Source organism: Arthrobacter sp. MW3 TE3886 (assembly GCF_041262145.1).
Classification (GTDB): Bacteria; Actinomycetota; Actinomycetes; order Actinomycetales; family Micrococcaceae; genus Arthrobacter.
This window is the reverse complement of record NZ_JBGCAN010000001.1, coordinates 4,341,762-4,368,223: the sequence shown is the minus strand read 5'-3', so window position 1 is coordinate 4,368,223 and position 26,462 is coordinate 4,341,762. Positions and strand designations below refer to the sequence as shown.

Genomic DNA, 26,462 nt, shown 5'->3' with positions numbered 1-26,462 from the left:
GCGTGAGCCCTGCCGCGTCCCTCACGGACGCGCCAGCACCAATGACAAGACCCCTGAAAGGGACAGCACCATGACCATGCCCCAATACGACTACGACGTAGTGGTCCTCGGATCCGGTATCGCGGGACAGTCCGCAGCCACCAGCGCGGCGCAAGCCGGCCTCAAGGTGGCGCTCCTGGAAAAGACCGGCAAGCTTGGCGGATCCTCGGCCATGAGCGGCGGATTCTTTGCCTTCTCCGGAACCGAGGAGCAGGCAGCCGAAGGCGTCGAGGACTCCGCGGAACTCTTCTTGCAGGACCTGCTCTCCACCGGCGGCGGCGTCAACGACCGCGCCCTGGTGGACGCCTACCTTGAACGCCAGGACGAGACCTACCGCTGGCTCAAGGAGCAGGGCGCGCAGTTCCGGGCCCTGGAAATCAGCTCCGGACAGTCCGCGCCGCGTAGCCACAACACGGTGATCACCGAACTGCTCGCCAAGCTGCACCGGTCCTTCACCGAACACGGCGGGGAAACCCGGCTGGGACACCGCGCGGTCCGGCTGGTGCGCAGCCACGAGGGCACGGTGACCGGCGTCGTCGTCGAAGCTGACGGAAATGAGGCGCTGTTCAATGCACGCGGCGGGGTGATCCTGGCGACCGGCGGCTTCAGCAGGAGTACCGACCTACTGCGGACCTTTGCGCCGGAGCAGCTTGCGGCGATCCCCTACGGCGGGGCGGGCAACACCGGTGACGGCCTCAAAATGGCGTGGAAGCTGGGCGCCGGCGTGGCGGACATGTCCTACATCACCGCCACTTACGGCTCCCACCCGGAGACCGGCGAGGAATTCCACGAACTGCTCACCGCGTATTACATGGGCGCGATCATCGTGAACCAGGACGGCCGGCGGTTCGTTGACGAGTCCAAGTCCTACAAGACCCTGGGCCGCGAGGTGCTCAAGCAGCCGGAGGGCCTCGGCTTCGAGATCTTCGATGCCAAGGTCCGGGCCAAATCGCACCCCGGCATCCCGCTCAACGACATTGGCATGATCGAGGACCTGGGCCATCTCTTCAAGGCCGATTCCCTCGTGGAACTGGCCGAGGCCGCCAGCATTGACCCCGCCGCCCTGGTGGCGACCGTGGCCCGCTACAACGACTCGGTGGCTGGCCGCGAAGAGGACGAGGTAGGCCGCACCCACCTGTGCAACGGCGTCGGGGAGCTCCTGCCGCTGGACCAGGGACCGTTCTACGCCTACCCGGCCAAGGCGCTGATGACCACCACCTACTGCGGCGTGACTATCAACCCCAACGCGGAGGTGGTGGACGTCGACGGCGACGTGATCCCGGGGCTCTACGCCATCGGCGAGCTCACCGGCGGATTCCACGGCGCCGCCTACATGACCGGCACCTCGCTGGGCAAGGGCGTCGTCTTCGGCCGGATCGCTGCTGAGCATGCCGCGGCGAAGCTGGCATCGAGCGTGGCGCAGTGAGCACGGCCACGCAGCAGGACGCTGTCACACGGCACCGTGGCATAGAAGCGGCACCCGGCGCGCACGAGGTCCGCCGGGTGGATGTCGTCGTAGTTGGATCCGGGGTCAGCGGATCCGCCGCTGCCATGACCGCTGCCCGGAGCGGAGCCAGAGTGGCTCTCCTGGAGAAACAGCCGACGTTTGGCGGCTCGGCAGCGTTGTCGGCGGGAATGTTCTGGACCGCTCCCAGTGTGGACGCCTACCGCAAGCGGATTCCGCTCGGAAACCTGGACCTCGGCAGCCGCCTCGTGGACGACTACGAGGAAGCGCTCGCCGAGTTGCGGGCCGCCGGCGTCCGGGTCGCGGGGGAGCCGAAGCGGGACATCATGACCTTCGGCATCGGCTACTCCACCGACATCCACGCCATCCTTGCCTGGTGCCGTGACCAGGTCGTCGCGGCCGGGGGAGAGACCACGGCCGGGGCGGCCGTCACTGAACTCCTGCAGGCCGACGGAGGCACCGTCACCGGTGTCCTCGTGCGGACCGCGGACGGGCGCCAAATCCGCTACGAAGCGGCCGCCGTCGTCCTCGCCAGCGGCGGATTCCAGGGTGACCGCGCCGAACTGACGCGGTCCATCGGGCCCAACGCGGACCGGCTGGTGCTGCGCTCCAACCCCGGCAGCGTCGGCGACGGGCTGCGCCTGGCTCGGGCTGCGGGAACTGGTGGGACGACGGCGATGAGCACCTTCTACGGGCATCTGCTGCCGTATCCGGTGCACAGCTTCGAGGCCGCTCACTATCTGCCCTATTCCCAGTACTACTCCGGCTCGACGGTGCTGGTGAACCTGCAGGGGAAGCGTTTCGCGGACGAGACCGACGGCGACGAACTGCTCAACCAGGCCGTCACCTTCCAGCCACAAGCGCGCGGAGTCCTGATCTTCGACGAGTTCGTCCGGAACACGGAAGTGCTAGAGGAACCGTTCCCGGGACTGGGCAGCATCGACCGCCTGGGCATAGCCATCGACGCCGGCGGGCAGCACGCCGTCGCGCAGACCCTGCCGGAACTCGTGGAGCTGGTCTCCGGCTGGGGCGTGGACCGCGATCAGCTCTCCCGCACCCTGGACCGCTATGCGGAGGTCGCCGGCCAGGGCGGCGGCACCGCCGACGGCATTCCGGTGTCCGCCTCCGCGCGGGCGCCCCAGGACGGCCCTTTTTACGCACTCGTGGTCCAGCCATCCATCACGTTCACCTTCGGCGGGATTCGCACCAATGCGCGCGGCGAGGCCCTCGATCACGACGGCGGAGCGGTGCCCGGGCTGTACGCCGCCGGTGCCGATATCGGCGGTCTGTCCAACTACGGCTACGCCGGCGGCCTGGCCCCGGGCTACATCACCGGCCGCTGGGCCGGGACCTCGGCCGCCGAGCGGGCGGCCTCCTTCGTACGGAACGCAAGCTCCGCCGTCGTCGGCGACTTCAGTGAAAGGAACGCGCAGTGAGATCAACAGCAGTGAGTTCAACAGCAGACGTCCTAGTGATCGGCGGCGGCGGGTCCGGCATGAGTGCCGCGATCTCGGCGGCCACCAGCGGAGCCACGGTGATTGTGCTGGAAAAATGTCCCAAGGTGGGCGGAAGTACCGCGATGTCCGTGGGATCCTTTACGGCGGCCAACACGGCCTACCAGTACCGCGCCGGGGTCAATGACAGCATCGAGCTGTTCGTCGAGGACATGAAGGTGGCCAACGGCGAATTCGAACAGCGCGAAAACAAGGAACTGCGGCGCATCCTGGCCGAAAACGCGGGCCCCACGGTGGAGTGGCTTGGCAGCATCGGCGTGCAGTTCCTCGGCCCCACCCCGGAGCCGCCCTACGAGAAGCCGCGCATGCACAACGTCCTGCCGAACTCCGGAGCCTACGCCGAGGCGCTGCTGCGCGAGTGCAGGAAGCGCGGCGTCGTCATCCACACCTCCATGCGCGTGGAGGAACTGCTGCGCAACGCCGACGGCGAGATCATCGGTGCCCGGGCCAACGGCAGGGAGTTCTTCGGCCGCCGGGGCGTCATCCTGGCCACCGGCGACTACTCGGCGTCCGCCGAAATGAAGGCCAAGTATGTGGGGGAGGAGGCGGCCAAGATCCCGCCGGTCAACCCCAACAACACCGGCGACGGTTTTAAGCTGGGAACCGAGGCCGGCGGGGTCATGATCCAGATGGACCGCCTGTATGAGGGGCTCCGCTTCGCCCCCTCCACCCGGGCGGACCCGATCAAGATGCTGCCGTCCCATCCGCTCATTTCCAAGGCCATGCGCCTGGTGGTCGAGCGTCTGCCGCGGAAGATCCTGGCCTACGTGGTCCGCGGCGCACTGACCAGCTGGGTGGGCCCCAACAACACCATGTACCGGGCCGGGGCGATCCTGGTGGGCCACGGCGGGAGGCGCATCGCCAACGAGGATTCGGACAAGGCCATGGCACGGGCCACCGCTGCCGATGCCAAGAACACCGCCTACATGATCTTCGACGAGCGGGTGGCCAAGAAGTTCTCGGCCTGGCCCAACCCGGTGTCCACGTTCCCCGGCGTTGCCTATGCCTACGTAGATGACTACAAGAGGTACCGCCCGGACGTTTACCACCGGGCCGAAACCATCGAGGAACTGGCTGCAAGCACCGGCCTCGACCCGGCGGTGCTGACCGCGAGCGTTTTGGATTGGAATGCCAAGGTGGCGGCCGGCAAGGACGGCGACTTCGACCGCCAGCACCTCGGCGAGGGCGTGAGCGAAGGCCCGTTCTACGCGTTGGGGCCGATGAACGCCTTCATCACCCTGGCCGACGGTGGCCTGGCCGTCGACACCGACCTCCGGGTGACCACTCCTGAGGGTGAAGCCATCCCCGGCCTCTGGGCAGCCGGATCCACAGGCCAGGGCGGGCTCCAGCTGCTCAACCACGGGCTTCACATCGGCTGGGCGATGGTTTCCGGACGCATCGCCGGGCGCAACGTGGCGCACGCGCCGGGCCGTAGCGACCTGGACGTGGCCGCGGACGCAGGCGTGGCCGTCGGCTGACTACGGAGCCGGGGCAGACCGTGGCGATCGTCGGCCCCACCGGGGCCGGGAGGACCACGCTGGTGAACCTGATGATGTGGTTCTACGAGCTCGACGCCGGGCGGATCTCGCTCGACGGCGTGGACGTCACCGCGATGACCCGCGACGGGCTGCGCTCGCGGATGGGCATGGTGCTGCAGGACACCTGGCTGTTCGGCGGGACCATCCGGGACAACATCGCCTACGGCCGGCCCGGCGCCTCGGAGGACGAGATCATGGAGGCGGCGCGGGCGACGTACGTGGACCGGTTCGTGCGGTCCCTGCCGGACGGGTACGACACAGCGCTGGAGGATGAGGGCGGCAATGTCTCGGCGGGGGAGAAGCAGTTGCTGACGATTGCCCGGGCCTTCCTGGCCCGGCCGTCGGTGCTGATTCTGGATGAGGCCACGTCTCCCAGGGACACCCGCACCGAGGTGCTGGTGCAGAAGGCGATGAGCGCGCTGCGCTCCGATAGGAAGTCGTGTGTTATTGTGCACCCGCTCTCCACGATCCGCGACGCCGACCTCGTCCTGGTGATGGAATCCGGACAGATCGTGGAGCAGGGAACGAAGGCCTCGTTGCTGGAGTCGGGCGGGGCTTATGCGGCGCAGTTTGCTGCGCCGGTCGCGGAGGTTTAGGAGTGATTGGACAAGCGACTGGACCCTCGGTGATGAGCAACATTCAAAGCGGATTGAAGGGGGCGCTCAAACGTTTGGGGGTAAGGGGGCCGCACGGGGTTTCGTTGACTTCCTTCTTGACCTAGCGAGCTGGTGCTCGTGGACGGATGTTGAAGATGCCCACGGCTTATGGGGCGGAGTTCCGCCAGGATGTTCTTGATGTGGCCTCAAGGGCTAGGCACCGCTGCCACAGATTGCGAAGGATTTCGGGCTGACGGTCACGACATTGAAGCGTTGGATTGCCATGGCAAAGCCTAAGGATTCCGGGCCGGCGGAGCTGGACGGCAAGCAAGTTATTACTGATGGAGAGTAAGCCCGGTGACGGAAAGGACCTCTCACCGCCACGGCGGCAAAGACGGCTGGGGAAACTCACGCCCAGCGAATATGAAAGAATCAACCGGACCGCGCTCACAGCGGCCTAAGACCCCGAGCCAGCAAAAGGCGGGGCAGTCCCGAGAATGAGGCTAGCGGAGAGGTACGGGTGCATCGGACATGAGTAATCATGTGCACAGGGGTGAGTACGAAAAGTTACTCGACCTTCTGGCTGAGGCCCGCGGAGTGACCACGCGGGATGGTTTCTCCGCATCTATTCCGGATGCCCAAGCTCTGGAGGGGCTGATGGAGATTGTGAATGCATTGTCAGACCTCCTCCTGGCCCCAGAAGTCGATGCTCTCAATAAGGCAGTTGTAACTCCCGGAAGGCAGCCTCAAGATGACTTTGCAGAGTGGCTGGCAGGGGGCACGCTGGGCGAGCCATTGTGGTTGGCGCTCACCGAAGTTCTGAACTTCCATAGCGATGGTCAAAGAGAAGCCGCCGAACTGATCGCAATGCTCGGCGACAGCACATGTGCGTTCTTGGACGGCGTCACAAAATTCGCTAGCCGGGTCGCCCGTGGAGAAGTGTCAGCTATGGGAGAAGCTGTTTCGATGCTTGCCCGCCGCTGCAAGCATCGGGTGGAGGAACAGCTGATGAAGAATGCTGTTCACCAGCTCCGTCAGAGCCGCGAGATCGTAAGGGAGATCAACGATTTAAGGGACGACGCGCAAGAGGCAGTCGGAGTCGTGGCCGACTCAACCCTAGCCCTGCACTACAGCGAGTACTCGGCGGAGCAAAAGAAGTCGGCGGATAAATTTCGCTTCTGGACTATCACGATTGCCACGCTTGGCGGCCTAATAGGAGCTGCCCTACTCTTGGGGCCAGCAGTCTCGGGACAGCCTTCCGGTGGCGTGCCGAACGACTACGTGCCGTTTCTCCAGCGCGTCGTCGTCACCGCGGCTGTATTTGGACTGGCAGGCTATCTTGCCCGCCAGGCGCATCAGCACAGATCCTTAGCTAACTGGTCCGCGTCGCTTGCAGTTCAGCTAAAGACATTCGATGCCTACCTAGGTCCATTGACCTCATCGGAGACCAAGGATGAACTCCGAAAGTCATTTGGGGCCAGGGCCTTCGGAGACCACCCTGCTATGAAGGGTGAACCTAGCGTCACTCCATCGGTAGCTGCAATGGATACCGCTGTCGGCTGGGTAGCTAAGCTCACTGCCGGTGCTACTAAGTGACAACTGTTGTGACTAGACCTGTGGCGCATACCCATGGCGTCAACGCACAGGTACGACGTGCATGCCGCCACGGCGATGGGGAAAGGAACGCGTTCGCTAATCGGCCCACGAGTATCGGCCCGACGACCACCTCTTCACCGTGGTCAATCGAGGATCTCGCGGCATGGCTCGCATCCTGAGCATCCATCTCAAACGAGCGGCCACGGGTAGCGCATCCCGGTAGGGTCAACCGGCAGCGCCCCTGCGACCAGTAAACGCTGAACGCGGCGCCGCAGGGACGTCACCTCGTCGTCGCCGAGTAGTTCGGCCACTTGGGGAGGCGCGGCGTCTGCGAGCGGGGCGATGTCCTCGAGCAGGGCGTCGGGGATGGGGTCGCCCGCGAAGTCCCAGATCACGGTGCGCAGCTTGAAGATTGCCGAGAAGCACAGCCCGTGGTCGATGCCCCAGATCCGACCGTCGTCGCCGCGCAGCACGTGGCCGCTCTTGCGGTCTGTGTTGTTGGCGACGTAGTCGAACAGGGCGATCCGCGCCAGCTCGCGGTGAGTCTCCGGGGCGTCGGCGTAAAGCGTGAAGTAGTGCTCTTGGAAGTCGCACTCGATGAACCACTGCAGGGACCCCACCCCGAGGGGCGCCTCTTCCCGGATCACCGTCGGCGGGACGAAGCCCCAGCCCAGCGACTCGCTCAGGAGGTAGGCGGCGCGTTCGCGCTTGTAGAGGCCGGGTTCGAAATCGGACAGCGGACGTTCGCCGGCCTCCGGTTTGTAGACCGCGTACCCCTCTTCCTCGCCGCAGGAAACCTGGACGAGAAACGTCTGGTTGCTGCTGCGCGGGATGAGGCCGAGGAGCTCGATGCTGCCCTCGGTCAGCAGAGTCAGCTCCTGGCCGGACACCGGCTGGCCCACTTCATGACGTCCTCAGCCCACTGAGCGGTTCCGACGTCGAATTCACCATCAGTACGGCAGGGTCCTGGCCCTCCACGAACGTGATGGCCGAGACCGAACCCGGGCTGATGACTATGCGCTGGAACAGGTCTAGATGCGTGCCCAGGGCGTGGGCGACGGCGGCCTTGATCGGATCCGCATGGGAGAAGCACACCACCACCCCGCCGGCGTGGGCCACGCACAGCGCCTCCATCGCTCCGACAATGCGGGCCTGCATCTCTGGAAAGCTCTCGCCGTCCGGGAAGCGGAACTCGGACGGGCTGTGCTGAACGGTCTGCCATTCCGGCAGCGCGGCCAGTTCCGTGATCGCGGCCCCGGTCCAGCCGCCGAAATCGCACTCCAGCAGCCCGTCGTCGTGCTTCACCGGCAAACCCGAGCGCACCGCCGTCGGCTCCGCCGTCTCGCACGCTCGCTCCAGCGGCGAGGAATAGACGGCGTCGACCGGCAAGCCCGCGAGACGTTCCGCGACCCGTTCGGCCTGGGCCCGGCCGCGGTCGGACAGGTGCAGTCCCGGTGCCCTGCCCGGCAGCAGTGTGCCCGTCGTCGGCGTCTCCCCGTGGCGCACCAGAAGCAGGAGCGTGCCCTGGGGTGGGGGCTCCAGTGAAGGTCCTGGCGTCACTGCAGTCATCAGCGTCCAGCCTAGGCCGTAGGCCCGCCCACGCGCAGGAATCTCAGAGAATCCCTCGATTCCCCGCACGGTAGAGGTCTACGGTGGAGGAGTGAGTGATCGCCCCGATATCTTCACTGTTGGTGAATTGCGTGCCTCCGGCCACGTTCACAAGGACCTGCGCCGCGAAATCCGCGACAACCTGCTCGCCGCGCTCGCCGCCGGCCGCGACCCCTGGCCCGGCATGTTCGGGTTCAGCCGGACCGTCCTGCCCCAGCTTGAGCGGGCCCTGCTCGCCGGGCACGACGTCGTCCTGCTGGGCGAACGCGGTCAGGGCAAGACCCGGCTCCTGCGCACCCTGGCCGGGCTGCTGGACGAGTGGTCGCCGGTGATCGAGGACTCGGAACTGAACGAACACCCGTACGACCCCCTCACGGAGCACTCCCGCGCCCTCGCCCTCACGGAGGGGGACCGGCTGCGGGTGGCGTGGCGGCACCGCTCGGAACGGTACGTCGAAAAACTCGCCACGCCGGACACCTCCGTCGCCGACCTGATCGGCGACGTCGACCCGATGCGGGTGGCCGAGGGCCGCCGCCTGGGGGACCCGGAAACCATCCACTACGGCCTGGTGCCGCGCTCGAACCGCGGAATCATCGCCATCAACGAGCTGCCCGACCTCGCCGAGCGGATCCAGGTCTCCATGCTCAACGTGATGGAGGAACGCGACATCCAGATCCGCGGCTACGTGCTGCGGCTGCCGCTGGACGTCCTGGTGGTCGCGTCCGCCAACCCGGAGGACTACACGAACCGCGGCCGGATCATCACGCCCCTGCGGGACCGCTTCGGCGCCGAGATCCGCACCCACTACCCGATCGAGCTCGACGACGAGGTCGCCGTCATCCGGCAGGAGGGACAGCTGGTGGCCGGCGTCCCGCCCGTCATCCTCGAGATCCTGGCCCGCTACACCCGGGCGCTGCGGCAGTCGCCCGCGGTCAACCAGACCTCCGGGGTTTCCGCGCGGTTCGCCATCGCCGGGGCCGAAACCGTCGCCGCGGCCGCCCTGCGCCGGGCCAGCGTGCGCGGCGAGGACGAGGCCGTCGCCCGGATCATTGACCTGGACGCCGCCGTCGACGTCCTGGCCGGAAAGATCGAGTTCGAATCCGGTGAGGAAGGCCGGGAACAGGACGTCCTTGACCACCTCCTGCGCATGGCCACCGCGGAAGCCGTGCGGGCGCACTTCCACGGCCTGGACATGGGCCCGCTCGTGGCCGCGCTCGACGGCCACGCCACGGTGACCACCGGGGAACTGGTCACCGCGCGGGAGTTCCTCCACAACCTCCCGTCCCTCAACGGATCCAGCCTCTACGACGACATCAGTGAGCGCCTGGGCGCGACAAACGACGGGCAGCGCGCCGCCGCCGTCGAACTGGCACTGGAAGGGCTCTACCTCGCCCGGCGGATCTCCAAGGAGTCCGACGACGAGGAGACGATCTACGGCTAAGCAGCGTTACGGCTAAGGAGGCCTCATGACCGCTCACAACCGGTCCAGGTACGGCCGGTACACGGGAGGACCGGACCCGCTCGCCCCGCCGGTGGACCTGGCGGAGGCGCTGGACGCCGTCGCCGAGGACGTCATGGCCGGCTACTCGCCCCGGCACGCCCTCCGGGAGTTCCTGCGCCGCGGCGGCCGGAGCCGGGAAGGGCTTGATGACCTCGCCGGCCGCGTCCAGCAGCGGCGCAGCGAACTGCTGGGCCGGCACAACCTGGACGGCACCCTCAACGAAGTCCAGAAGCTGCTTGAGACTGCGGTGCTGGAGGAGCGCAAGCAGCTCGCCCGCGACGCCATGATGGACAACACCGACCGCGCCTTCCGGGAGATGCAGCTGCAGAACCTGCCAAGCTCCACGGCAGCGGCGGTCAACGAGCTCGCCGCCTATGACTGGCAGTCGAGCACCGCGCGGGAGGCCTACGAGCGGATCAAGGACCTGCTCGGCCGCGAAATCCTGGACCAGCGGTTCGCCGGCATGAAGGAGGCGCTCGAGGGCGCCACCGAAGAAGACCGGGCCGCCGTGGCCGAGATGCTGCAGGACCTCAACGAGCTCCTCGGCAAACACCGCCGCGGCGAGGACACCGACGCGGACTTCCAGGACTTCATGGCCAAGCACGGCCAGTTCTTCCCGGAGAACCCGCAGTCGGTCGAGGAGCTGGTGGACGCGCTCGCCCAGCGCGCGGCCGCCGCCCAGCGGCTGCTGCAGTCCATGTCCGCCGAGCAGCGCGATGAGCTGATGCGGCTTTCCGCCCAGGCGTTCGGCTCGCCCGACCTTATGGCACAGCTGGGCCAACTCGATGCCAACCTGCAGGCTTTGCGCCCCGGCGAGGACTGGACCGGCTCCGAACGCTTCGAGGGCGAGGAGGGGCTGGGACTGGGCGACGGCACCGGCGTGCTCCAGGACATCGCCGAGCTGGACGAGCTGGCCGAACAGCTTTCCCAGGCCTACAGCGGGTCACGCCTCGATGACCTGGACTTGGACGCCCTCGCCCGCCAGCTGGGACAGAATGCCGCCGTGTCGGCCCGGACCCTCGCGGAGATCGAGCGGGCCATGCAGGACGGCGGCTTCCTCCAGCGCGGGGCCGACGGCGATCTCCGGCTGTCCCCGCAGGCCATGCGGCGGCTCGGCAGGTCGCTTTTGCGGGACACCGCCAAGCAACTCTCCGGCCGGCAGGGCCGCCGGGACACGCGCGTCGCCGGAGCGGCCGGGGAGCAGACCGGCTCCAGCCGCCAGTGGGAGTTCGGCGACGCCGAACCGTGGGACGTCACCCGCACCATCACCAACGCGATCCGCCGCACCATCGCCGACGGCGGTGACCCGGGTCGCGGACTGCGCCTCGCCGTCGGCGACATCGAAGTCACGGAGACGGAGGCGCGCACGCAGGCCGCCGTCGTCCTGCTCGCGGACGTGTCCTTCTCGATGGCCGCCGAGGGGCGCTGGGTGCCCATGAAACGTACCGCCCTCGCCCTGCACCACCTCGTCTCAACCCGGTTCCGCGGGGACAGGCTGCAGCTGATCACGTTCGGCCGCTACGCGCAGACCATGGACATTGGCGAGCTCACGGCCCTGCCTGCCCTGCGGGAGCAGGGAACCAACCTGCACCACGGCCTGCTGCTGGCCGGCCGGTTCTTCCGCCAGCACCCGTCGATGCAGCCCGTCCTCCTCGTGGTGACCGACGGCGAACCCACCGCTCACCTGACGGCCGACGGCGAGTCGTGGTTCGAGTATCCGCCGGACCCGGAGACCATCCGCGTCACGGTCGCCGAACTGGACCGTCTTGCCCGGGCCGGCACGCAGGCCACGTTTTTCCGGCTCGGCGACGACCCGTCCCTGGAGCGGTTTGTCCAGCGGATGGCCCGCCGGATCGACGGCCGGGTGGTGGCGCCCGAGGCCGGGGACCTGGGTGCGGCCGTGGTGGGGGAGTACCTCCGCGCCCACTTCCGCGGACGCCCTTACGACGACGCCGACTGGGCCCAATAGACCCTGCCCAATAGACGCTGCTCAATAGACCACCACACCGGGAGTGATGCACGTGACCACCATGCCTGCCGAGGGAGTCGGGTTCCGCTCCAAACGCGGACCTGTCCTCATTGCCCTGATGCTCTCCACGGGGCTTGTGGCGATCGACGCGACCGTGGTGGCGACGGCCGTGCCGGCGATCGTGCACGACATTGGCGGGTTCACGTCGTTCCCCTGGCTGTTCTCCGCCTATCTGCTGGCGCAGGCCGTGTCCGTCCCGGTCTACGCGAAGCTCTCCGACACCATCGGCCGCAAGCCGATCATGCTGATCGGAATCGGCCTGTTCCTGCTCGGCTCGATCCTGTGCGGCGTCGCCTGGAGCATGCCGGTCCTCATCGCCTTCCGCGTGGTGCAGGGCCTGGGCGCGGGTGCGGTCCAGCCGATGGCCATCACCATCGCCGGCGATATCTACACCCTGGCCGAACGGGCAAAAGTGCAGGGCTACCTGGCGAGCGTGTGGGCGGTCTCCTCAGTCGTGGGCCCGACGCTCGGGGGCGTGTTTGCCTCACTCGGCATCTGGCGTGGCATCTTCCTCGTGAACATCCCGCTGTGCCTGGTGGCCGGATGGATGCTGGTCCGGTCCTTCCACGAGAACATCGAACACGTAAAGCACCGGGTCGACTATCTGGGCGCGGGGCTGCTCACAGTCTCGCTCACCCTGCTCATTCTCGGGGCCCTCGAGGGCGGCCAGGCCTGGGCCTGGGACTCCGCCATCAGCGACGCAGTGTTCGCCGGCGGCGCCCTCCTGTTCGTCGCGTTCATCCTCGTCGAACGGAGGGCGGCGGAGCCGGTCCTGCCGCCGTGGGTGGTGTCCCGGCGGCTGCTGGCGACGACGGCGATGGTCGCCTTCGGCGTCGGCGCGGTCATGCTGGGCATCACTTCGTACGTTCCGACGTTCCTGGTCGGAGCCCTCTCGACCTCCCCGATCGTGGCCGGGCTCGCCCTGGCGGCGCTGACCATCGGCTGGCCGATCAGTGCGTCCCAATCGGGGCGCCTGTATCTGCGCATCGGGTTCCGGAACACGGCCATGATCGGCATCACGGTCACCGTCATCGGCACGGCGGTCCTGGCCGTCACCGCCGCCGTCCCCAACGTTGCGATGGTCGCAGGCAGCTGCTTCATCGTCGGGCTCGGACTCGGGCTGGTCGCGACCCCCACCCTGATCGCCGCCCAGACGAGCGTCGAATGGAACGAGCGCGGCGTGGTCACCGGCACCAACCTTTTCGCCCGGTCGATCGGCAGCTCCATCGGCGTCGCCGTTTTCGGTGCGATAGCGAACGCCGTCTACGCCGGCACCCCGCACGGCGACACGGATCCCCGGACCATCGTGGCCGCCTCATCCGCCGTGTTCCTGGCCGTCATGATCGCCGCAGTCCTCACCGTCGCCGCCGTTCTCGGCATGCCCGCCACAAAACCCGTCAAGCAGGTCCAGGCCGCCGCGCGCGGGTCATCCAGCAGCGGATGACGTCTTCCATGGTCTTGCTCTGAGCGCCTGGCCGAGGCCTCGGTCGTCACCGTCCAACAGATTCAGCGGACGCTGTTTCCCATCTGTATTCGATCCAAACCGAATGGGCGAGGGCGCGTTCGAACATTGAGCGCGGCCCGGCGCCGTCGGCGGCCATCCACAGTATTTGATCGTCAGATGTCACGCCGTCGACCCTGCCTGTTCGTACGATTCTGTCTCCGAGGCGTATTTCCACAATTTCCCCCACCAAGGGCGACCAAATCGGCTGCAGGTGAACCTTATTTTTCACTGCGAAGCGCGGGATCCTCCGGGAAGCACGCCAGCGCCGTTTCATGGGCCGCCCGCAGCGCCTCCCGAACGGGGAGGGCGCGATGTTCCTCGGACAGGATTTCCACGCCCCAGGGACCGTTGAAGCCAATAGATTTCAGTGTCTGGATGAACCCTTCAACATCCTGGTCGCCCTGTCCGCAGAGGCGTCGGTTATCGCGGGTATCTTCAAAGAGGGAGCCCCGGATGTCCGCGTCCGCGTCATTGAGTTCCACTCCGAAAATCTGATGCGCCTCGAGGCTGCCGGACAACTCGTCCAAGGAGGTTCCGGCGCGGAAGACGTGCCAGTAGTCGACGACCAGCCCGCAGCCGGGCATGTTTACCTTGCGCATGAGGTCCGCCGCGGCCGGGACTGATCCGACCATCGAAAACGGCATCGGTTCCAGAGCGATGCGCGTCCCGCGAAGCGCGGCTTCAGCGCTCAGGCGGCGGAGGGGGTCCACCAGGAAATCGAGGTCATCCACTGGTTTGCGGATAGTCGTTCCGACTTTTATGAACTTTGCGCCGAGTGTCTCGGCGGCTTCCAGCAGGAGGTCGAACTGGGGCCGCCACCGGTGCGAGAGGCTCTCGTCCCACCAGTCGGAGAGGAGCTCAACTTCAACATGGCGGAGGCCGGCGTCGTCGATGAGGCTCCGCAGGGCCGGAAAGCCCAGGGTTGAGCGCGCGGCGGCCAAATCGTCATGAGCGAGCCCGAGGCCCGACCATCCGGTGGAGGCGATGGCTTCGATGCGGTCGGAGATGGGCACTGCACTGGTCTCGGGGACCTGAAGCGGCGCCACGGCGCCGGCGCTGGTCCAGCAGGACGCGACTAGTTCCGGAGCATGGGGGTTGGTCATTCTTCTCCTTTGAAGCAAATCCGGGGCTGCCGCCGGAAGCGGTCAGTGCGATGTAAGAATCAAACCACAATTTGTTGGAACGTTCCATTGACATTCGGAATAACCTCAATCTATGGTTGGAACGTTCCATCCTGAGAGGTGGATCACAATCGTTCACAAACCGGCGGCCTCCGTTTTCCGCCATGCCACGGCATGACACAGAAGCGTTCCGAGGGCCGAAATGGCGCGAATCAAAGGAGATTTCACGTGGCAAACTTCACTTGGCGGCGGGGCGTTACAGCACTCGCCGTCGTTCCGCTTCTGGCGCTGGCGGCATGTTCGAGCAGCGGCGGCAAGCCCGCAGATTCGGCCGCTACGGCCGGCGGGGGAAGCGGCCAGGCCGTGGACACCCCCCGCATCAAGATCGCGATGATCACCCACGCCGCTGCAGGCGACACCTTCTGGGACATCGTTCGCAAGGGCGCCGAAACCGCCGCGAAAAAGGACAACGTGGACCTCCTGTACAGCGGTGACGCTGAAGGCGGCCGCCAGTCGCAGCTCGTGCAGCAGGCCATTGACCAGAAAGTGGACGGCATTGTCCTCACGCTCGCCAAGCCCGAAGCGCTCACGGACGTGGTGAAGAAGGCGGTGGACGCCGGTATCCCTGTGGTCAGCATGAATGCCGGTGAAGACCAGAGCAAAGCCATCGGCGCATTCACCCACTTTGGCCAGAGCGACAAACTCGCGGGCGTAACGGTGGGACAGCGGCTCGCGTCCGAGGGCATCAAGCACCCGATCTGCGTGATCCAGGAGCAGGGTCACGTGGGCCTCGAGAACCGCTGCGCCGGCGTCAAGGAAAACGTCCCCGGAACGGAAATCCTGAATGTCAACGGTGCCGATATGACATCGGTTTCCTCCACGGTCAGCGCGAAGCTCCAGTCCACCCCGGATGCCGACGCCATCGTCGGCCTCGGCGCCCCCTTCACGCTGACGATTGTCAAAGCTGTCAAGGAGTCCGGAAGCAAGGTCAAGGTCGCATCCTTTGACCTGAACGGTGAGCTGGCCAAGGCCATTGAAGACGGAACTGTGGAATTCACCGTGGACCAGCAGCCCTATCTGCAGGGCTACGGCAGCGTTGACGCCATCTGGCTGAGCAAAGTAGGCGGCTTCAAGGTCGGCGGGGGCCAGCAGGTCTACACCGGTCCTGCGGTCATCGACAAGTCCAATGCGGCTGACGTCCTGGCCTTCGCCCAGCAGGGTATCCGCTAACAGTCCGCTGGCCGGGCCGGCCCTGGCCGGCCCGGCAGCTAGGAGAATCATCATGACCGTCACCCAGACCAAGACAGAGTCAGCGGCGCCCGATGAGCGCGTCGCCAAGCGCAGTCCGTTCCAGAAGTTGCTCGGACGTCCCGAGGTCGGTGCCCTGGTGGGCGCGATCGTCCTCTTCATTTTCTTCGCGTTGGTGTCCCCGACCTTCACCCAGCCCGGTGCCCTGGCGACCATCCTGTACGGTTCCTCCACGATCGGGATCATGGCCGTGGGGGTGTCGTTGCTGATGATCGGCGGGGAGTTTGACCTTTCCACCGGCGTCGCCGTGATCACCTCGGCGCTGACCGCGTCGCTGTTCAGCTGGTACTTCACCACGAACGTCTGGGTCGGCGTCGGCCTGGCCTTGGTGGTGTCCTTGTCCGTCGGGTTCATCAACGGCTGGATCCTGATCAAGACCAAGCTGCCGTCCTTCATCGTGACCCTCGCGACGTTCCTGATGCTGACCGGCCTGAACCTGGGCCTGACCCGGCTGATCGGCGGCTCGGTGTCCTCACCCTCGATCTCGAACATGGAGGGCTTCGCCTCTGCCCGGGCGGTCTTCGCCTCCTCGGTGAGCATCGGCAACGTCGACATCAAGATCACCGTGTTCTACTGGTTTGCGCTCGTCGCGGTCGCGACCTGGGTGCTGATGCGGACCCGGGTGGGGAACTGGATCTTCGCGGTCGGCGGGGACGCGAACGCGGCCCGCGCCGTGGGCGTGCCGGTCAAGGCCACCAAGATCGGCCTGTTCATGGCCGTGGGGTTCTGCGCCTGGATCCTGGGCATGCACAACCTCTTCGCCTTCGACACCGTGCAGTCCGGTGAGGGCGTGGGCAACGAGTTCCTCTACATCATCGCCGCGGTGATCGGCGGCTGCCTCCTCACCGGCGGCTACGGCTCGGCGATCGGCGGCGCGATCGGCGCGTTCATCTTCGGCATGGCCAACAAGGGCATCGTCTACGCGCAGTGGAACCCGGACTGGTTCAAGTTCTTCCTGGGCCTGATGCTGCTGCTGGCCACCATCGTCAACCTCATCGTCAAGCGCCGCGCGGAACTGAAGTAAAAGGGGCCCGGAACCATGAATGCCAAAGAGATCGACCAGCAGACCCTGCTGCAGAACGAAAAAGACCCGCTCACCCACACCCCGGTGCACCTGCTCTCCCTCGACGGGGTCGGGAAGCACTACGGGAACATCATCGCCCTCTCCGAGGTCACCATGGCCGTGGACAACGGCCGCGTCACCTGCGTCCTGGGCGACAACGGCGCGGGCAAGTCCACCCTGATCAAGATCATCGCCGGCCTGCACCAGCACGACGCCGGGGTCCTGAAAGTCATGGGCGAGGAACGGAAGTTCAGCTCCCCCCGGGACGCCCTGGACGTCGGGATCGCGACCGTCTACCAGGACCTCGCGGTGGTGCCTTTGATGCCGATCTGGCGGAATTTCTTCCTCGGCTCGGAACTGACGAGCGGGTTCGGGCCGTTCAAGAGCATGGACGTCGAGAAGATGAAGGACATCACGCTCAAGGAACTCGCCGCGATGGGCATCGACCTGCGCGACGTCGAACAGCCCATCGGGCAGCTCTCCGGCGGTGAACGCCAGTGCGTCGCGATCGCCCGGGCGGTGTACTTCGGCGCGAAGGTCCTGATCCTGGACGAGCCCACCGCGGCCCTGGGCGTGAAGCAGTCCGGTGTGGTGCTCCGCTACATCCTGCAGGCCCGCGACCGCGGCCTCGGGGTCATCTTCATCACCCACAACCCGCACCACGCCTTCCCCGTCGGGGACCGGTTCCTGCTGCTCAAACGCGGCAAATCAATCGGCTACTACGACAAAAAAGACATCACCCTGGACGAACTCACCGCCCAAATGGCCGGCGGCGCCGAACTCGCCGAACTCGCCCACGAACTCGAACAACTCGGCGGCCACGGCGACATCGTCAAAGAAGTCCAGGCAGAGGTCGCCGACGTCGATTCAGAACGCCAGAGCATCGGCAGACACTGACTGCGTCAGCCCGCACGTCCCCCGGCTCCGGCGCAGCGCCTAAGTAGACAGATCAAATTCAAGAACCGAACGGTCGACCCAATTCCCGCGGGAATCGGGAGGGCCGCTCTTCCACCCAGATGGAGCAACCATGCAAATGCTAATCGCCGGAACCTGGCGCGGCGCCGCCGACGGCAGGACCGAGGAAGTCCGGTCTCCCTTCGACGGCCGGGTCATTGACACGGTTCCGGTCGCCACGGTCCAGGACGCCCAGGCCGCCCTCGACCGTGCCGAGATCGGCGCCCACCTGCAGAGGTCCACGCCGGCACACGTCAGGGTGGACATCCTCCTGCGCGCAGCCGCCCTGGCCGACGAACGTGCCGAGGACATTGCCCATACCATCAGTGCCGAAACCGGGAAGCCGATCACGGAGGCCCGAGGAGAAGCCAGCAGGTCGGGGAACATCATCCGCCTGGCCGCCTACGAGGGAAGCCAGCTCTACGGCTCCACCCTTCCCCTGGATGCCAACGCCGGCACCGGCCTGGACAAGATCGGTTTCACGCTCCGGCAGCCGGTGGGCATCGTCGTAGCCATCACCCCGTTCAACTACCCCGCGCTGCTGGTTCTGCACAAGATCGCACCGGCTCTCGCCGCCGGAAACGCCGTCGTGCTGAAGCCGGCCCGGGCGACCCCGCTGACCGCACTGAAGCTGGCTCAGTGCTTCGTCGACGCAGGCCTCCCGCCGGAGGTGCTGTCCGTCCTGACCGGTCCGGGCAGCACCCTGGGCGACGTGCTCGTTACTGACCCGCGGGTACGGAAAGTCTCCTTCACCGGGTCCACCGCCACCGGCACCCGGATCAGCTCGATCGCCGGCGTCAAGAAACTGTCCCTGGAGCTCGGCGCCTCCTGCCCGGTGATCATCCTCCCGGACGCCGACATCGAACTTGCTGCCAGCGCCGTCGCAGCCGGCGGATTCATCAATGCCGGCCAGGTCTGCATCTCGGTCCAGCGGGTCATCGTTGACCGCCGGGTCGAAGCAGACTTCCTCGACGCCCTCGTGCCCAAGGTGGAAGCCATCGCGATCGGCAACCCTCGCGAAGCCGAGACCCGGCTCGGGTCACTGATCTCGGAAGAGGAAGCGACCCGCGTCCACGCCTCGATCAACGAAGCACGGCACTCCGGCGCCAAAGTGCTCACCGGCGGAGACCGCCAGGGAGCCGTTGTCACCCCGGCCGTCGTCGCAGGCGTCGATCCGCGCTCTCCGCTGAGCCGCAACGAACTGTTCGGACCCGCCGTCGCCGTTACCTCGGCATCCGACCTCGATTCAGCCATCGCCCTGGCCAATGACAACGACTACGGCCTCGGCGCCGGAATCTTCACCAGCGATATCGCCGGCAGCATCCAGGCAATGCGGCAGATCGACGCCGGAAACATCCACATCAACTGGACGCCCCTGTGGCGTGCCGACCTCATGCCCTACGGAGGACTCAAGGGCAGCGGCGTCGGCAAGGAAGGCGTCCGCTCCGCAGTGCAGGAAATGACCGAAGAAAAAACGGTCATTCTGCACGGACGCCCCTGGTAACCCCCCCGACTTCTGGAATAAGGCAATGACCACTAACTCACAGACCATCCGGTTCACCACCGCCCAGGCGGTCGTCAAATACCTGTCCGTCCAATACTCCGTCGCCGACGGCGTCAGGCGGCGCCTCGTCCCCGCAGCCCTGGGAATCTTCGGGCACGGCAACGTCGCCGGCCTCGGCCAAGCCTTCGACGAACTGGCCGATGACATGCCCTTCATCCAGGGCCGTCACGAACAATACATGGCGCACATTTCGACCGCGTACGCCAAGGCCAGCCGCCGCCAGGCTGTCCTGGCCGTGACCGCCTCCATCGGCCCAGGTGCCCTGAACCTGGTCACGGCGGCGGGACTGGCCACCGTCAACCGGGTCCCTCTCCTGCTCCTGCCCGGAGACACGTATGCCACCCGCCACCAGGGCCCGGTCCTCCAGCAGCTCGAGCACCCGACCGAAGCGGACGCCACCGTCAACGACGCCTTCCGTCCCGTCTCGCGCTTCTTTGACCGCATCACCCGTCCCGAGCAGCTCCTGACCGCACTGCCGCAGGCCATGCGCGTGCTGACCAGCCCCACGGACACCGGCGCCGTCGTCCTGTCCCTGCCCCAGGACGTGCAATCCCACGCCTACGACTTCCCGGCCGAATTCTTCGCCCCCCGGGACTGGAAGATCCGGCGCCCGCTGCCTGACCCGGCCGAAATCGAGGAGGTCGCCGGGCTGATCAGAGCTGCACGACGGCCCGTGATCATCGCCGGCGGCGGCATCCACTACTCGGATGCCCACGCGGCCCTTGAGCACCTGGCCGGCCAGATCGGTATTCCGGTTGTGGAAACCTTCGGCGGAAAGGGTGCCGTCACGAAGGACGAATGGTGGCAGGTAGGCGGCGTCGGGCTCGAAGGCAACTTCGCGTCCAACGCCCTGGTCAAACAGGCCGACCTGGTCCTCAGCGTGGGAACCCGCCTCACCGACTTCGCCACCGGCTCACAGTCGATCTTCGAACACGACGGCGTCAAGTTCGCGGCACTGAACGTCGTCGACGCCGACACCCGCAAGCAGGGTGCCACCGGAATCCTTGCCGATGCCCGGCTGGGACTCGAAGCCCTGGCCCAGGCGCTAGAAGGCCACAGCACTGACGAGTCCTGGCAGGACACCGTCCAGGCGGAGAAAGCCCGCTGGGCACCCATCCGGACACAATGGCTGGACGCAGACACCGCCTACAATCCCGCGGACCACCCGCACGCACCCGTCACAGAAGCGGTCCTCACCCAGCCGCAACTGATCGGCCTGATGCAGGAACACGCCCGTTCCGGCGACACCGTGATCGCCGCGGCCGGCGGGCCCCCTGGTGACCTGCAGAAGGTGTGGGACGCGACCGGGAACCGGCACTGCCACTTGGAGTTCGGCTTCTCCTGCATGGGCTACGAAATCGCCGCAGGCATGGGCGTCCGCCTGGCCGAAGGGAACAACGACAACCGCGTGGTCACCTTCATCGGCGACGGCACCTTCCTGATGGCACCCACGGAGATCCTTACCGCCGCGCAGGAAGGACTCAACGTCACGGTCATCGTCTCCGAAAACCACGGCTACCAGGTCATCCACCGGCTGCAGATGAACCGCACCGGCAAGGAATTCGGCAACGAGTTCCGCTACCGCACCACCGGAGGCAGCGTCGCGGCCGCCGACGCGCCGAAGGCCCGGCTCGACGGGGACTACCTCAAGGTCGATCTCCGCCAGATCGCCGAAGGCCTGGGCGCCCTGGCTCTCAGGGCCACCACGGCCGCCGAGGTCCGCGAGGCACTGACCTCGACCCGGGATACCCAGGGCCCCGTCGTGATCGTTGTCCCCACAGTGCCGCACGTGGACCTGCCCGGCGGCGACGTCTGGTGGGATGTGGCTCCCGCGGAAGTATCCGGACAGGAATGGGTCCGCACCCTTCGCGCCGACTACGAGCAGGCACGCGGCCGCCAGCGGTGGTTCGGATGAGCCCCGAACTGCTAAGTGCCGGACCACTGGATTCCGGGCAGCTGCGCCGGCGCCTCTCGGACGGTGAAGTCACCATCGGGACCTTCGTAGGGATGTCATCGGCCACTGCCGCCGAAGTCTGTGCGGCGGCCGGCGCCGACTGGGTGCTGATCGACCTCGAACACGGCTCCGGAGCTGAAGATGCGGTCCGCGACGGCGTCATTGCCGCCGGCAGCTACGGCGTCCCGACGATCGTCCGGGTCGAATCCGGAGACCGCATCCGCATCGGCCGCGTCCTGGACCAGGGGGCCGCCGGGATCATGGTTCCCCGGTTGAATACGGTCGACCAGGCCGCACAATCGGTCCGGCACATGCTGTACCCGCCCCAGGGAGACCGCGGCGTGGCCACGTACAACCGGGCCTGCCGCTGGGGCATGGACCGCCGGACCCTCACCGAAGCCGGCCAGGAAACCCTCGGAATCATCCAGATCGAAACCCGTGAAGCGCTGGAGTCGGTCGAAGACATCGCCGCCCAGGACGGTCGTCGACGTCGTCTTCGTCGGGCCGCTGGATCTGTCCTACGCGCTCGGCGTCCCGCTGCAGCTGGACAGCAACGTCTTCCAGGAAGCCCTGCAGCGCGTCGTCTCCGCGGCCCAGCTGCACAACAAGGCGGCGGGCATCCTGGCCGTGGACGGCCCGGGAGCTGCCAAGTACGTCCGGCAGGGCTTCCAGTTCGTGGCCATCGGCTCCGACTCGACGATCATGGCGGCGGCGTTCCGTGACGCCTTCGCAACCGCCCGCAACTGACCAACACAACAAGAAAGGCAAGAACGTGAGCCTAGAATCTCGCACCATCGGCGTCGGCCTCATCAGCGTCGGATGGATGGGAAAGCTCCACTCGCGCGCCTACCAAGCCGTACCCTACGTCTATCCCGAACTCGGCCTGAAGACCAAGCTCGTCATCGCCGCCGACACCGAACCCAGCCGGGTCCAGTTCGCCCGCGACGTTCTCGGCTACGCCGAGGGAACCGCCGACTACCACGATGTCCTCAACCACCCCGACGTGGACGTCGTCTCCATCTGCGCACCCAACTTCCTCCACGCAGAGATCGGCATCGCCGCCGCCAAAGCAGGAAAGCACTTCTGGATCGAAAAGCCGGTCGGCCGCGGGTACGAAGAAACAGCCGCCGTGCAGGAAGCGGCAGTGGAGGCCGGTGTGCTGACCTCCATCGGCTACAACTACCGGCACGCCCCCGCCGTCGAGCACGCACGCGAGCTCATCGCCGCCGGGCGCCTGGGGCGGGTGACCAACGTCCGGGCCGTGTTCTTCTCCGGGTACGCCTCCGAGCCCAACGGCGCCCTGTCCTGGCGGTTCGACCGGAAACTTGCCGGCACCGGCGTGCTGGCCGATCTGTTCAGCCACGCCACCGACCTGTGCCAATATGTAGTCGGACCCATCGCCGAGGTCACTGCGCTCACCAGCACCGTCTACACGCAGCGGCCAAAGCTCGCCATGGGCTCGGCAACGCACTTCGCAGTGATCGAAAACGGGGAAATGGGAGAGGTTGAAAATGAGGACTACGCAGCCGCGCTGGTCCGCTTCGGCCCGTCCGCCCGCGGCGCAGGAGCCGTCGGCACCATCGAGTCCTCCCGCGTCGCTGTGGGCCCCGAATGCGGCTACCAGATCGAAGTCTACGGAACCGAAGGTTCGCTCAAATGGGACTTTGAACGCATGAACGAGCTCAAGGTCTGCCTGGGACGCAGCAACGACGAGCAGGGCTACACCACCGTGAACGCCAGCCCCCGCCACGGCGACTACGCCCACTTCCAGCCTGGACCCGGCAACAGCATGGGCTTCGATGACTTGAAGGTCATCGAAGCGAAGAAATTCCTCGTCGCCGTCGCAGGAGGCGCCCAGGAAAACTCGAACATCCATGATGCTGCCTCCGCGGCCGCGATCGTCAGCGCCGCCGAGGCTTCCTCACTGTCCGGTCAGTGGCAGAAGATCGAGGAAATCCACGGCACAACTGCGGCGCGGGCCTAACCATGGCAACTGCATCCGCCCGGCGGCCAACGATCTTGGACGTGGCCGAACGTGCCGGCGTATCAAAGTCCTTGGTTTCACTCGTCCTGCGTGACTCTCCCCGGGTCAGCGCCGAACGCCGCCAGCGGGTGCTGGAAGTTGTCGAGGAGCTCGGCTACGAGCTCAATACGGCCGCCAGGTCGCTCGCAACCCGCAGCAACGGGACCATCGGCGTGCTGGTCAGCGACCTGCACAATCCTTGGGCCTTTGACGTCGTCGACGCCGCACGGCCGGTACTGGAAGAAGCCGGCCACACCGTGCTCTTCAGCGCGGTCACGGCGTCGGCGGCATCTGGCGGGGGAGTGGACCTGTCCATCCTCCAGGCATTCCGCGACCTGCGGGTCGCCGGGCTCCTCGTGATTGGAACCGTTCCGGACAAAGCGCCGTTCAGCCGCGTTGTCTCGGGAGGGGCCGTCGTGTTCGCCGGTGGAGGCCCGGACTACATCGACACAGCCGACGTCGTCCGAAGCGACGACGCCCGCGGCATCTCCATGGTCGTGGACCATCTCGTCGGCCTGGGCCACGAACGCATCGCACATCTGGGCGGGCTCGGCGGTTCGGTCGGGGCGGCGCGTGTCAGCGGCTACGCCGCCGCGATGGAAAACCACGGGCTGGGACGGAACATCCACGTTGTCGATGCGGACTTCTCCCAGGAATCCGGGTACGTTGCGGCCCAGCGGGCGCTCGGCGCGTCCGGCCGGCTGCGGCCCACCGCCCTGGCCTGCATCAACGATCTGGCTGCCCTGGGCGCGATGACCGCAGCCGATGAACGCGGACTCCAGGTCGCGATCACCGGGTACGACAACATCTCCCTCGGCGCCATGCCCCGGCTCGGGCTCACCACCGTAGATCCTGACAGCTCGACGATCGGCGTTGCCGGGGCGAAAACGCTCCTGCACCGCATCCAGGACCACGACTTTGGCGGCGGCTTCGTCCACCAGCCCATCGTCCCGGAACTGGTCATCCGCAAGTCCAGCCTGCTCGGCCTCTGACCCACACCCCATTCATATAGTCACCCCGCGGGCCTTCATGGCCTGGCCGGGATGCACCCTCACATCTTCAAGGATGACGATGGCTTCAATAACCGCACCCCAAATAGTCGTAGCTCTCGGCGACGTGGAGGCCGGACTGGTAGAACCGGTGCTGGCACCACACCAACAAATGATTCATAACCCCACGGAGGAAGATCTCGCCCGGGCCGATGCCGCAATCGTCCGCGCGGCCTACCGGGTGGACCGTGAACTCCTTGACCGCATGCCGGCCCTGAGGGTGATTGCCAGGACCGGCGTCGGCACCGACCTTGTCGATGTCGCGGAGGCCAACCGCCGCGGCATCCCCGTCGTGATCACCCCCGGAAGCAACACCGCGTCCGTCGCCGAAGGCGTCTTCGCCCACCTACTGGCACTCGTGAAGAAGCTGTCGACCCTGACCTCGCTGGTGAGGGACGGCCGCTGGGAGGAGAGGTCCTCCGTGCACGTCGGCGACCTCGAGGGGTTCACCCTCGGCATCATCGGATACGGCCGCATCGGACGCCGCGTAGCCCGAATTGCCGAGGCCTTTGACCTCAGTGTCCTGGCCTTCGATCCGTTCGCCGACGTCCCGGCCGGCATCCGCTGCGACGCGGTGGAGGAACTGCTGCGCCGGAGCGATTTCGTCACCCTGCACGTGCCGCTGACGCAGGAAAACCACAACCTCATTAACGCCGAGCGCATCGCACTGATGCCGGCCGGGGCCATCCTCATCAATTGCAGCCGGGGTGGGCTCGTTGACCTGGACGCGGCGCATGACGCCCTCCTCACCGGTCAGCTGGCTGGTCTCGGGCTGGACGTCTATGATCCCGAACCGCCGGCACACCACCCCGTCTTTGACCACCAGAACGTCGTCCTCACGCCGCACCTGATGGGCTTCACCCGCCAGGGAATGGTCCACACCGTCCGCGACGCCGCCAAGGGCGCCGTCGACGTTCTCGCCGGCCGAACTCCGGCGGCGGTGGCCGCACCATGACACTCCCTCACCCGCAACCAACCGCAGCCGAATCCGCCTGTGGAGAACTAGAAAGGACCATCACGCATGTCCGCTGACCGCCCCCTCAAGGTTGCACTCTTCGGATCCGGCCGCATCGGCCAGGTCCACGCCCGGAACATCGCCGCCCACCCCGACCTGGAACTGGCCTGGATCGCCGACCCGTTCATCAAGGGTGCACAGGCCCTCGCCGCCGCGACCGGGGCGCAGGCCGTCGAAAGCGCTGACGAGGTCTTCGCCAACCAGGACCTGGACGCCATCATTATCGGTTCGCCGACGAGCACCCACGTCGACCTGATCTCCAGGGCAGTCGCCGCCGGCGTCGCCGCCCTGTGCGAAAAGCCCATCGATCTGGATATCGACCGCGTCCGCGTGTGCCGCGACCAGATCCGCGGCACCAAGACCCCGCTCATGCTTGGTTTCAACCGTCGCTTCGACCCGAACTTCGCCTCCATCCGCGCACGGGTTGAGGCCGGCGAAATCGGACGCCTGGAGCAGCTGACCATCATCAGCCGGGACCCCGCCCCCGCGCCCAAGGACTATATCGCCACATCCGGCGGGATCTTCCGGGACCAGAGCATCCACGACCTGGACATGGCCCGGTTCTTCGTCCCGGACATCATCGAAGTCTCGGCCACCGGTTCGAACCTTTTCTGCGATTACATCGAAGAAGCCGGCGACTTCGACTCGGTGGTCATCACCCTCCGCGGACGCGGAGGTGAGCTCGTCACGATCACCAATTCCCGCCACAGCGCCTATGGCCACGACCAGCGGCTGGAAGCATTCGGCAGCGAGGGTCTGCTGACCGCCGGCAACATGACTCCGACCACCGTGCGCAAGTACGGCGCCACGGGCACCGAAGAATCCGATGCCTACCTGCCGTTCTTCCTGGAACGCTACGCCCAGGCCTACCGCAGCGAACTGGACAGCTTCGTGCAGTCCATCCGCCAAGGAACCGCCTGCAGCCCGGGATTCGACGACGGGGTGATGGCGCTCATTCTGGCCAACGCCGCCGAAGAATCCGCCAGGTCCGGCCGCGCCGTCAAAATCGGAGCGGAGTAGC

At 66.5% G+C, this 26,462-nt stretch carries 20 protein-coding genes and 3 pseudogenes; 20 read left to right on the top strand and 3 right to left on the bottom strand.

What is annotated here, in order from left to right; genetic code table 11:
* Positions 1 to 70 precede the first annotated feature (70 nt).
* From ABH915_RS19955 to ABH915_RS19930, 6 genes and pseudogenes are all read left to right on the top strand, one after another.
* Positions 71 to 1,465, top strand: a complete 1,395-nt coding sequence (locus tag ABH915_RS19955) for a flavocytochrome c (protein WP_370124608.1) — start codon at positions 71 to 73, stop codon at positions 1,463 to 1,465.
* A complete protein-coding gene (locus ABH915_RS19950) occupies positions 1,462 to 2,940 on the top strand; it encodes an FAD-dependent oxidoreductase (RefSeq protein WP_370124606.1) in 1,479 nt (492 codons plus the stop codon). Before ABH915_RS19955 ends, ABH915_RS19950 begins: the two co-directional genes overlap by 4 nt.
* Positions 2,937 to 4,496 carry an FAD-dependent oxidoreductase gene (locus tag ABH915_RS19945; RefSeq protein ID WP_370124604.1) on the top strand — a complete coding sequence of 520 codons (1,560 nt, stop codon included), beginning with the start codon at positions 2,937 to 2,939 and terminating at the stop codon, positions 4,494 to 4,496. Before ABH915_RS19950 ends, ABH915_RS19945 begins: the two co-directional genes overlap by 4 nt.
* Positions 4,493 to 5,152: pseudogene (locus ABH915_RS19940) on the top strand (ABC transporter ATP-binding protein); the annotation flags it as partial. The gene ABH915_RS19945 and the pseudogene ABH915_RS19940, both read left to right, overlap by 4 nt.
* A 155-nt stretch (positions 5,153 to 5,307) precedes the next feature.
* Positions 5,308 to 5,486 (top strand): annotated as a pseudogene (locus ABH915_RS19935) (IS3 family transposase); the annotation flags it as partial.
* A 197-nt stretch (positions 5,487 to 5,683) separates the two neighbouring features.
* Complete coding sequence (locus ABH915_RS19930) at positions 5,684 to 6,748, top strand: hypothetical protein (protein ID WP_370124602.1); 1,065 nt, start codon at positions 5,684 to 5,686, stop codon at positions 6,746 to 6,748.
* Positions 6,749 to 6,936: 188 nt separating this feature from the next.
* Here ABH915_RS19930 and ABH915_RS19925 read toward each other — a convergent pair whose 3' ends face one another.
* A complete protein-coding gene (locus ABH915_RS19925) occupies positions 6,937 to 7,638 on the bottom strand; it encodes an SCO1664 family protein (RefSeq protein WP_370125050.1) in 702 nt (233 codons plus the stop codon).
* A 13-nt stretch (positions 7,639 to 7,651) separates the two neighbouring features.
* A complete protein-coding gene (locus ABH915_RS19920; protein WP_370124600.1) occupies positions 7,652 to 8,317 on the bottom strand; it encodes an MSMEG_4193 family putative phosphomutase in 666 nt (221 codons plus the stop codon).
* Positions 8,318 to 8,408: 91 nt separating this feature from the next.
* On the opposite strand from ABH915_RS19920, the gene ABH915_RS19915 reads away from it, so the two are divergent.
* Genes ABH915_RS19915 through ABH915_RS19905 form a run of 3 tightly spaced genes read left to right on the top strand, consistent with a single transcriptional unit; the run spans position 8,409 to position 13,330 of the window.
* Complete coding sequence (locus ABH915_RS19915; protein ID WP_370124598.1) at positions 8,409 to 9,797, top strand: sigma 54-interacting transcriptional regulator; 1,389 nt, start codon at positions 8,409 to 8,411, stop codon at positions 9,795 to 9,797.
* A 25-nt stretch (positions 9,798 to 9,822) separates the two neighbouring features.
* Positions 9,823 to 11,826 (top strand): VWA domain-containing protein, encoded by a 2,004-nt coding sequence (locus ABH915_RS19910; RefSeq protein ID WP_370124596.1) that lies wholly within the window; start codon positions 9,823 to 9,825, stop codon positions 11,824 to 11,826.
* A 46-nt stretch (positions 11,827 to 11,872) separates the two neighbouring features.
* A complete protein-coding gene (locus ABH915_RS19905) occupies positions 11,873 to 13,330 on the top strand; it encodes an MFS transporter (RefSeq protein ID WP_370124594.1) in 1,458 nt (485 codons plus the stop codon).
* Between the two features lie 278 nt (positions 13,331 to 13,608).
* On the opposite strand, the gene ABH915_RS19900 is transcribed toward ABH915_RS19905, so the two are convergent.
* On the bottom strand, positions 13,609 to 14,493 hold the full coding sequence (locus ABH915_RS19900; protein ID WP_370124592.1) for a sugar phosphate isomerase/epimerase family protein: 885 nt from the start codon (positions 14,491 to 14,493) through the stop codon (positions 13,609 to 13,611).
* Between the two features lie 246 nt (positions 14,494 to 14,739).
* Here ABH915_RS19900 and ABH915_RS19895 point away from each other — a divergent pair, with 246 nt between their 5' ends.
* The 11 genes and pseudogenes from ABH915_RS19895 to iolG all read left to right on the top strand — a co-directional run bounded on the left by ABH915_RS19895 (position 14,740) and on the right by iolG (position 26,461).
* Entirely contained in the window at positions 14,740 to 15,741 is a 1,002-nt protein-coding gene (locus ABH915_RS19895; RefSeq protein WP_370124590.1) for a substrate-binding domain-containing protein, read from the top strand.
* Between the two features lie 52 nt (positions 15,742 to 15,793).
* Positions 15,794 to 16,843 carry an ABC transporter permease gene (locus ABH915_RS19890; protein WP_370124588.1) on the top strand — a complete coding sequence of 350 codons (1,050 nt, stop codon included), beginning with the start codon at positions 15,794 to 15,796 and terminating at the stop codon, positions 16,841 to 16,843.
* A 15-nt stretch (positions 16,844 to 16,858) separates the two neighbouring features.
* Positions 16,859 to 17,779 (top strand): ATP-binding cassette domain-containing protein, encoded by a 921-nt coding sequence (locus tag ABH915_RS19885; RefSeq protein ID WP_370124586.1) that lies wholly within the window; start codon positions 16,859 to 16,861, stop codon positions 17,777 to 17,779.
* 130 nt (positions 17,780 to 17,909) lie between these two features.
* Complete coding sequence (locus ABH915_RS19880; protein WP_370124584.1) at positions 17,910 to 19,340, top strand: aldehyde dehydrogenase family protein; 1,431 nt, start codon at positions 17,910 to 17,912, stop codon at positions 19,338 to 19,340.
* Between the two features lie 25 nt (positions 19,341 to 19,365).
* The gene (gene iolD, locus ABH915_RS19875; protein WP_370124582.1) at positions 19,366 to 21,315 is read left to right on the top strand and encodes a 3D-(3,5/4)-trihydroxycyclohexane-1,2-dione acylhydrolase (decyclizing); all 1,950 of its coding nucleotides are present in this window, start codon (positions 19,366 to 19,368) and stop codon (positions 21,313 to 21,315) included.
* Positions 21,252 to 21,776, top strand: a pseudogene (locus ABH915_RS19870) (aldolase/citrate lyase family protein); the annotation flags it as partial. The gene iolD and the pseudogene ABH915_RS19870, both read left to right, overlap by 64 nt.
* Before the next feature lie 16 nt (positions 21,777 to 21,792).
* On the top strand, positions 21,793 to 22,101 hold the full coding sequence (locus ABH915_RS19865; protein WP_370124580.1) for an aldolase/citrate lyase family protein: 309 nt from the start codon (positions 21,793 to 21,795) through the stop codon (positions 22,099 to 22,101).
* A 25-nt stretch (positions 22,102 to 22,126) separates the two neighbouring features.
* Positions 22,127 to 23,338 carry a Gfo/Idh/MocA family protein gene (locus ABH915_RS19860; RefSeq protein ID WP_018775558.1) on the top strand — a complete coding sequence of 404 codons (1,212 nt, stop codon included), beginning with the start codon at positions 22,127 to 22,129 and terminating at the stop codon, positions 23,336 to 23,338.
* A gap of 41 nt (positions 23,339 to 23,379) precedes the next feature.
* Positions 23,380 to 24,369: a LacI family DNA-binding transcriptional regulator gene (locus ABH915_RS19855; RefSeq protein WP_155846924.1), complete on the top strand. Its 990-nt coding sequence runs from the start codon at positions 23,380 to 23,382 to the stop codon at positions 24,367 to 24,369.
* 79 nt (positions 24,370 to 24,448) lie between these two features.
* Complete coding sequence (locus ABH915_RS19850) at positions 24,449 to 25,381, top strand: hydroxyacid dehydrogenase (protein WP_370124577.1); 933 nt, start codon at positions 24,449 to 24,451, stop codon at positions 25,379 to 25,381.
* Positions 25,382 to 25,447: 66 nt separating this feature from the next.
* Entirely contained in the window at positions 25,448 to 26,461 is a 1,014-nt protein-coding gene (iolG, locus tag ABH915_RS19845; RefSeq protein WP_370124575.1) for an inositol 2-dehydrogenase, read from the top strand.
* The last annotated feature ends 1 nt before the right edge of the window (position 26,462 follow it).

What these genes read in the sequence shown, in the direction of transcription:
- ABH915_RS19955 (WP_370124608.1), top strand. Translation starts at nt 71, where the DNA reads ATGACCATGCCCCAATACGACTACGACGTAGTGGTCCTCGGATCCGGT.
- ABH915_RS19930 (WP_370124602.1), top strand. Translation starts at nt 5,684, where the DNA reads ATGAGTAATCATGTGCACAGGGGTGAGTACGAAAAGTTACTCGACCTT.
- ABH915_RS19920 (WP_370124600.1), bottom strand. Translation starts at nt 8,317, where the DNA reads ATGACTGCAGTGACGCCAGGACCTTCACTGGAGCCCCCACCCCAGGGC.
- ABH915_RS19910 (WP_370124596.1), top strand. Translation starts at nt 9,823, where the DNA reads ATGACCGCTCACAACCGGTCCAGGTACGGCCGGTACACGGGAGGACCG.
- ABH915_RS19905 (WP_370124594.1), top strand. Translation starts at nt 11,873, where the DNA reads ATGCACGTGACCACCATGCCTGCCGAGGGAGTCGGGTTCCGCTCCAAA.
- ABH915_RS19900 (WP_370124592.1), bottom strand. Translation starts at nt 14,493, where the DNA reads ATGACCAACCCCCATGCTCCGGAACTAGTCGCGTCCTGCTGGACCAGC.
- ABH915_RS19890 (WP_370124588.1), top strand. Translation starts at nt 15,794, where the DNA reads ATGACCGTCACCCAGACCAAGACAGAGTCAGCGGCGCCCGATGAGCGC.
- ABH915_RS19885 (WP_370124586.1), top strand. Translation starts at nt 16,859, where the DNA reads ATGAATGCCAAAGAGATCGACCAGCAGACCCTGCTGCAGAACGAAAAA.
- ABH915_RS19880 (WP_370124584.1), top strand. Translation starts at nt 17,910, where the DNA reads ATGCAAATGCTAATCGCCGGAACCTGGCGCGGCGCCGCCGACGGCAGG.
- iolD (WP_370124582.1), top strand. Translation starts at nt 19,366, where the DNA reads ATGACCACTAACTCACAGACCATCCGGTTCACCACCGCCCAGGCGGTC.
- ABH915_RS19850 (WP_370124577.1), top strand. Translation starts at nt 24,449, where the DNA reads ATGGCTTCAATAACCGCACCCCAAATAGTCGTAGCTCTCGGCGACGTG.
- iolG (WP_370124575.1), top strand. Translation starts at nt 25,448, where the DNA reads ATGTCCGCTGACCGCCCCCTCAAGGTTGCACTCTTCGGATCCGGCCGC.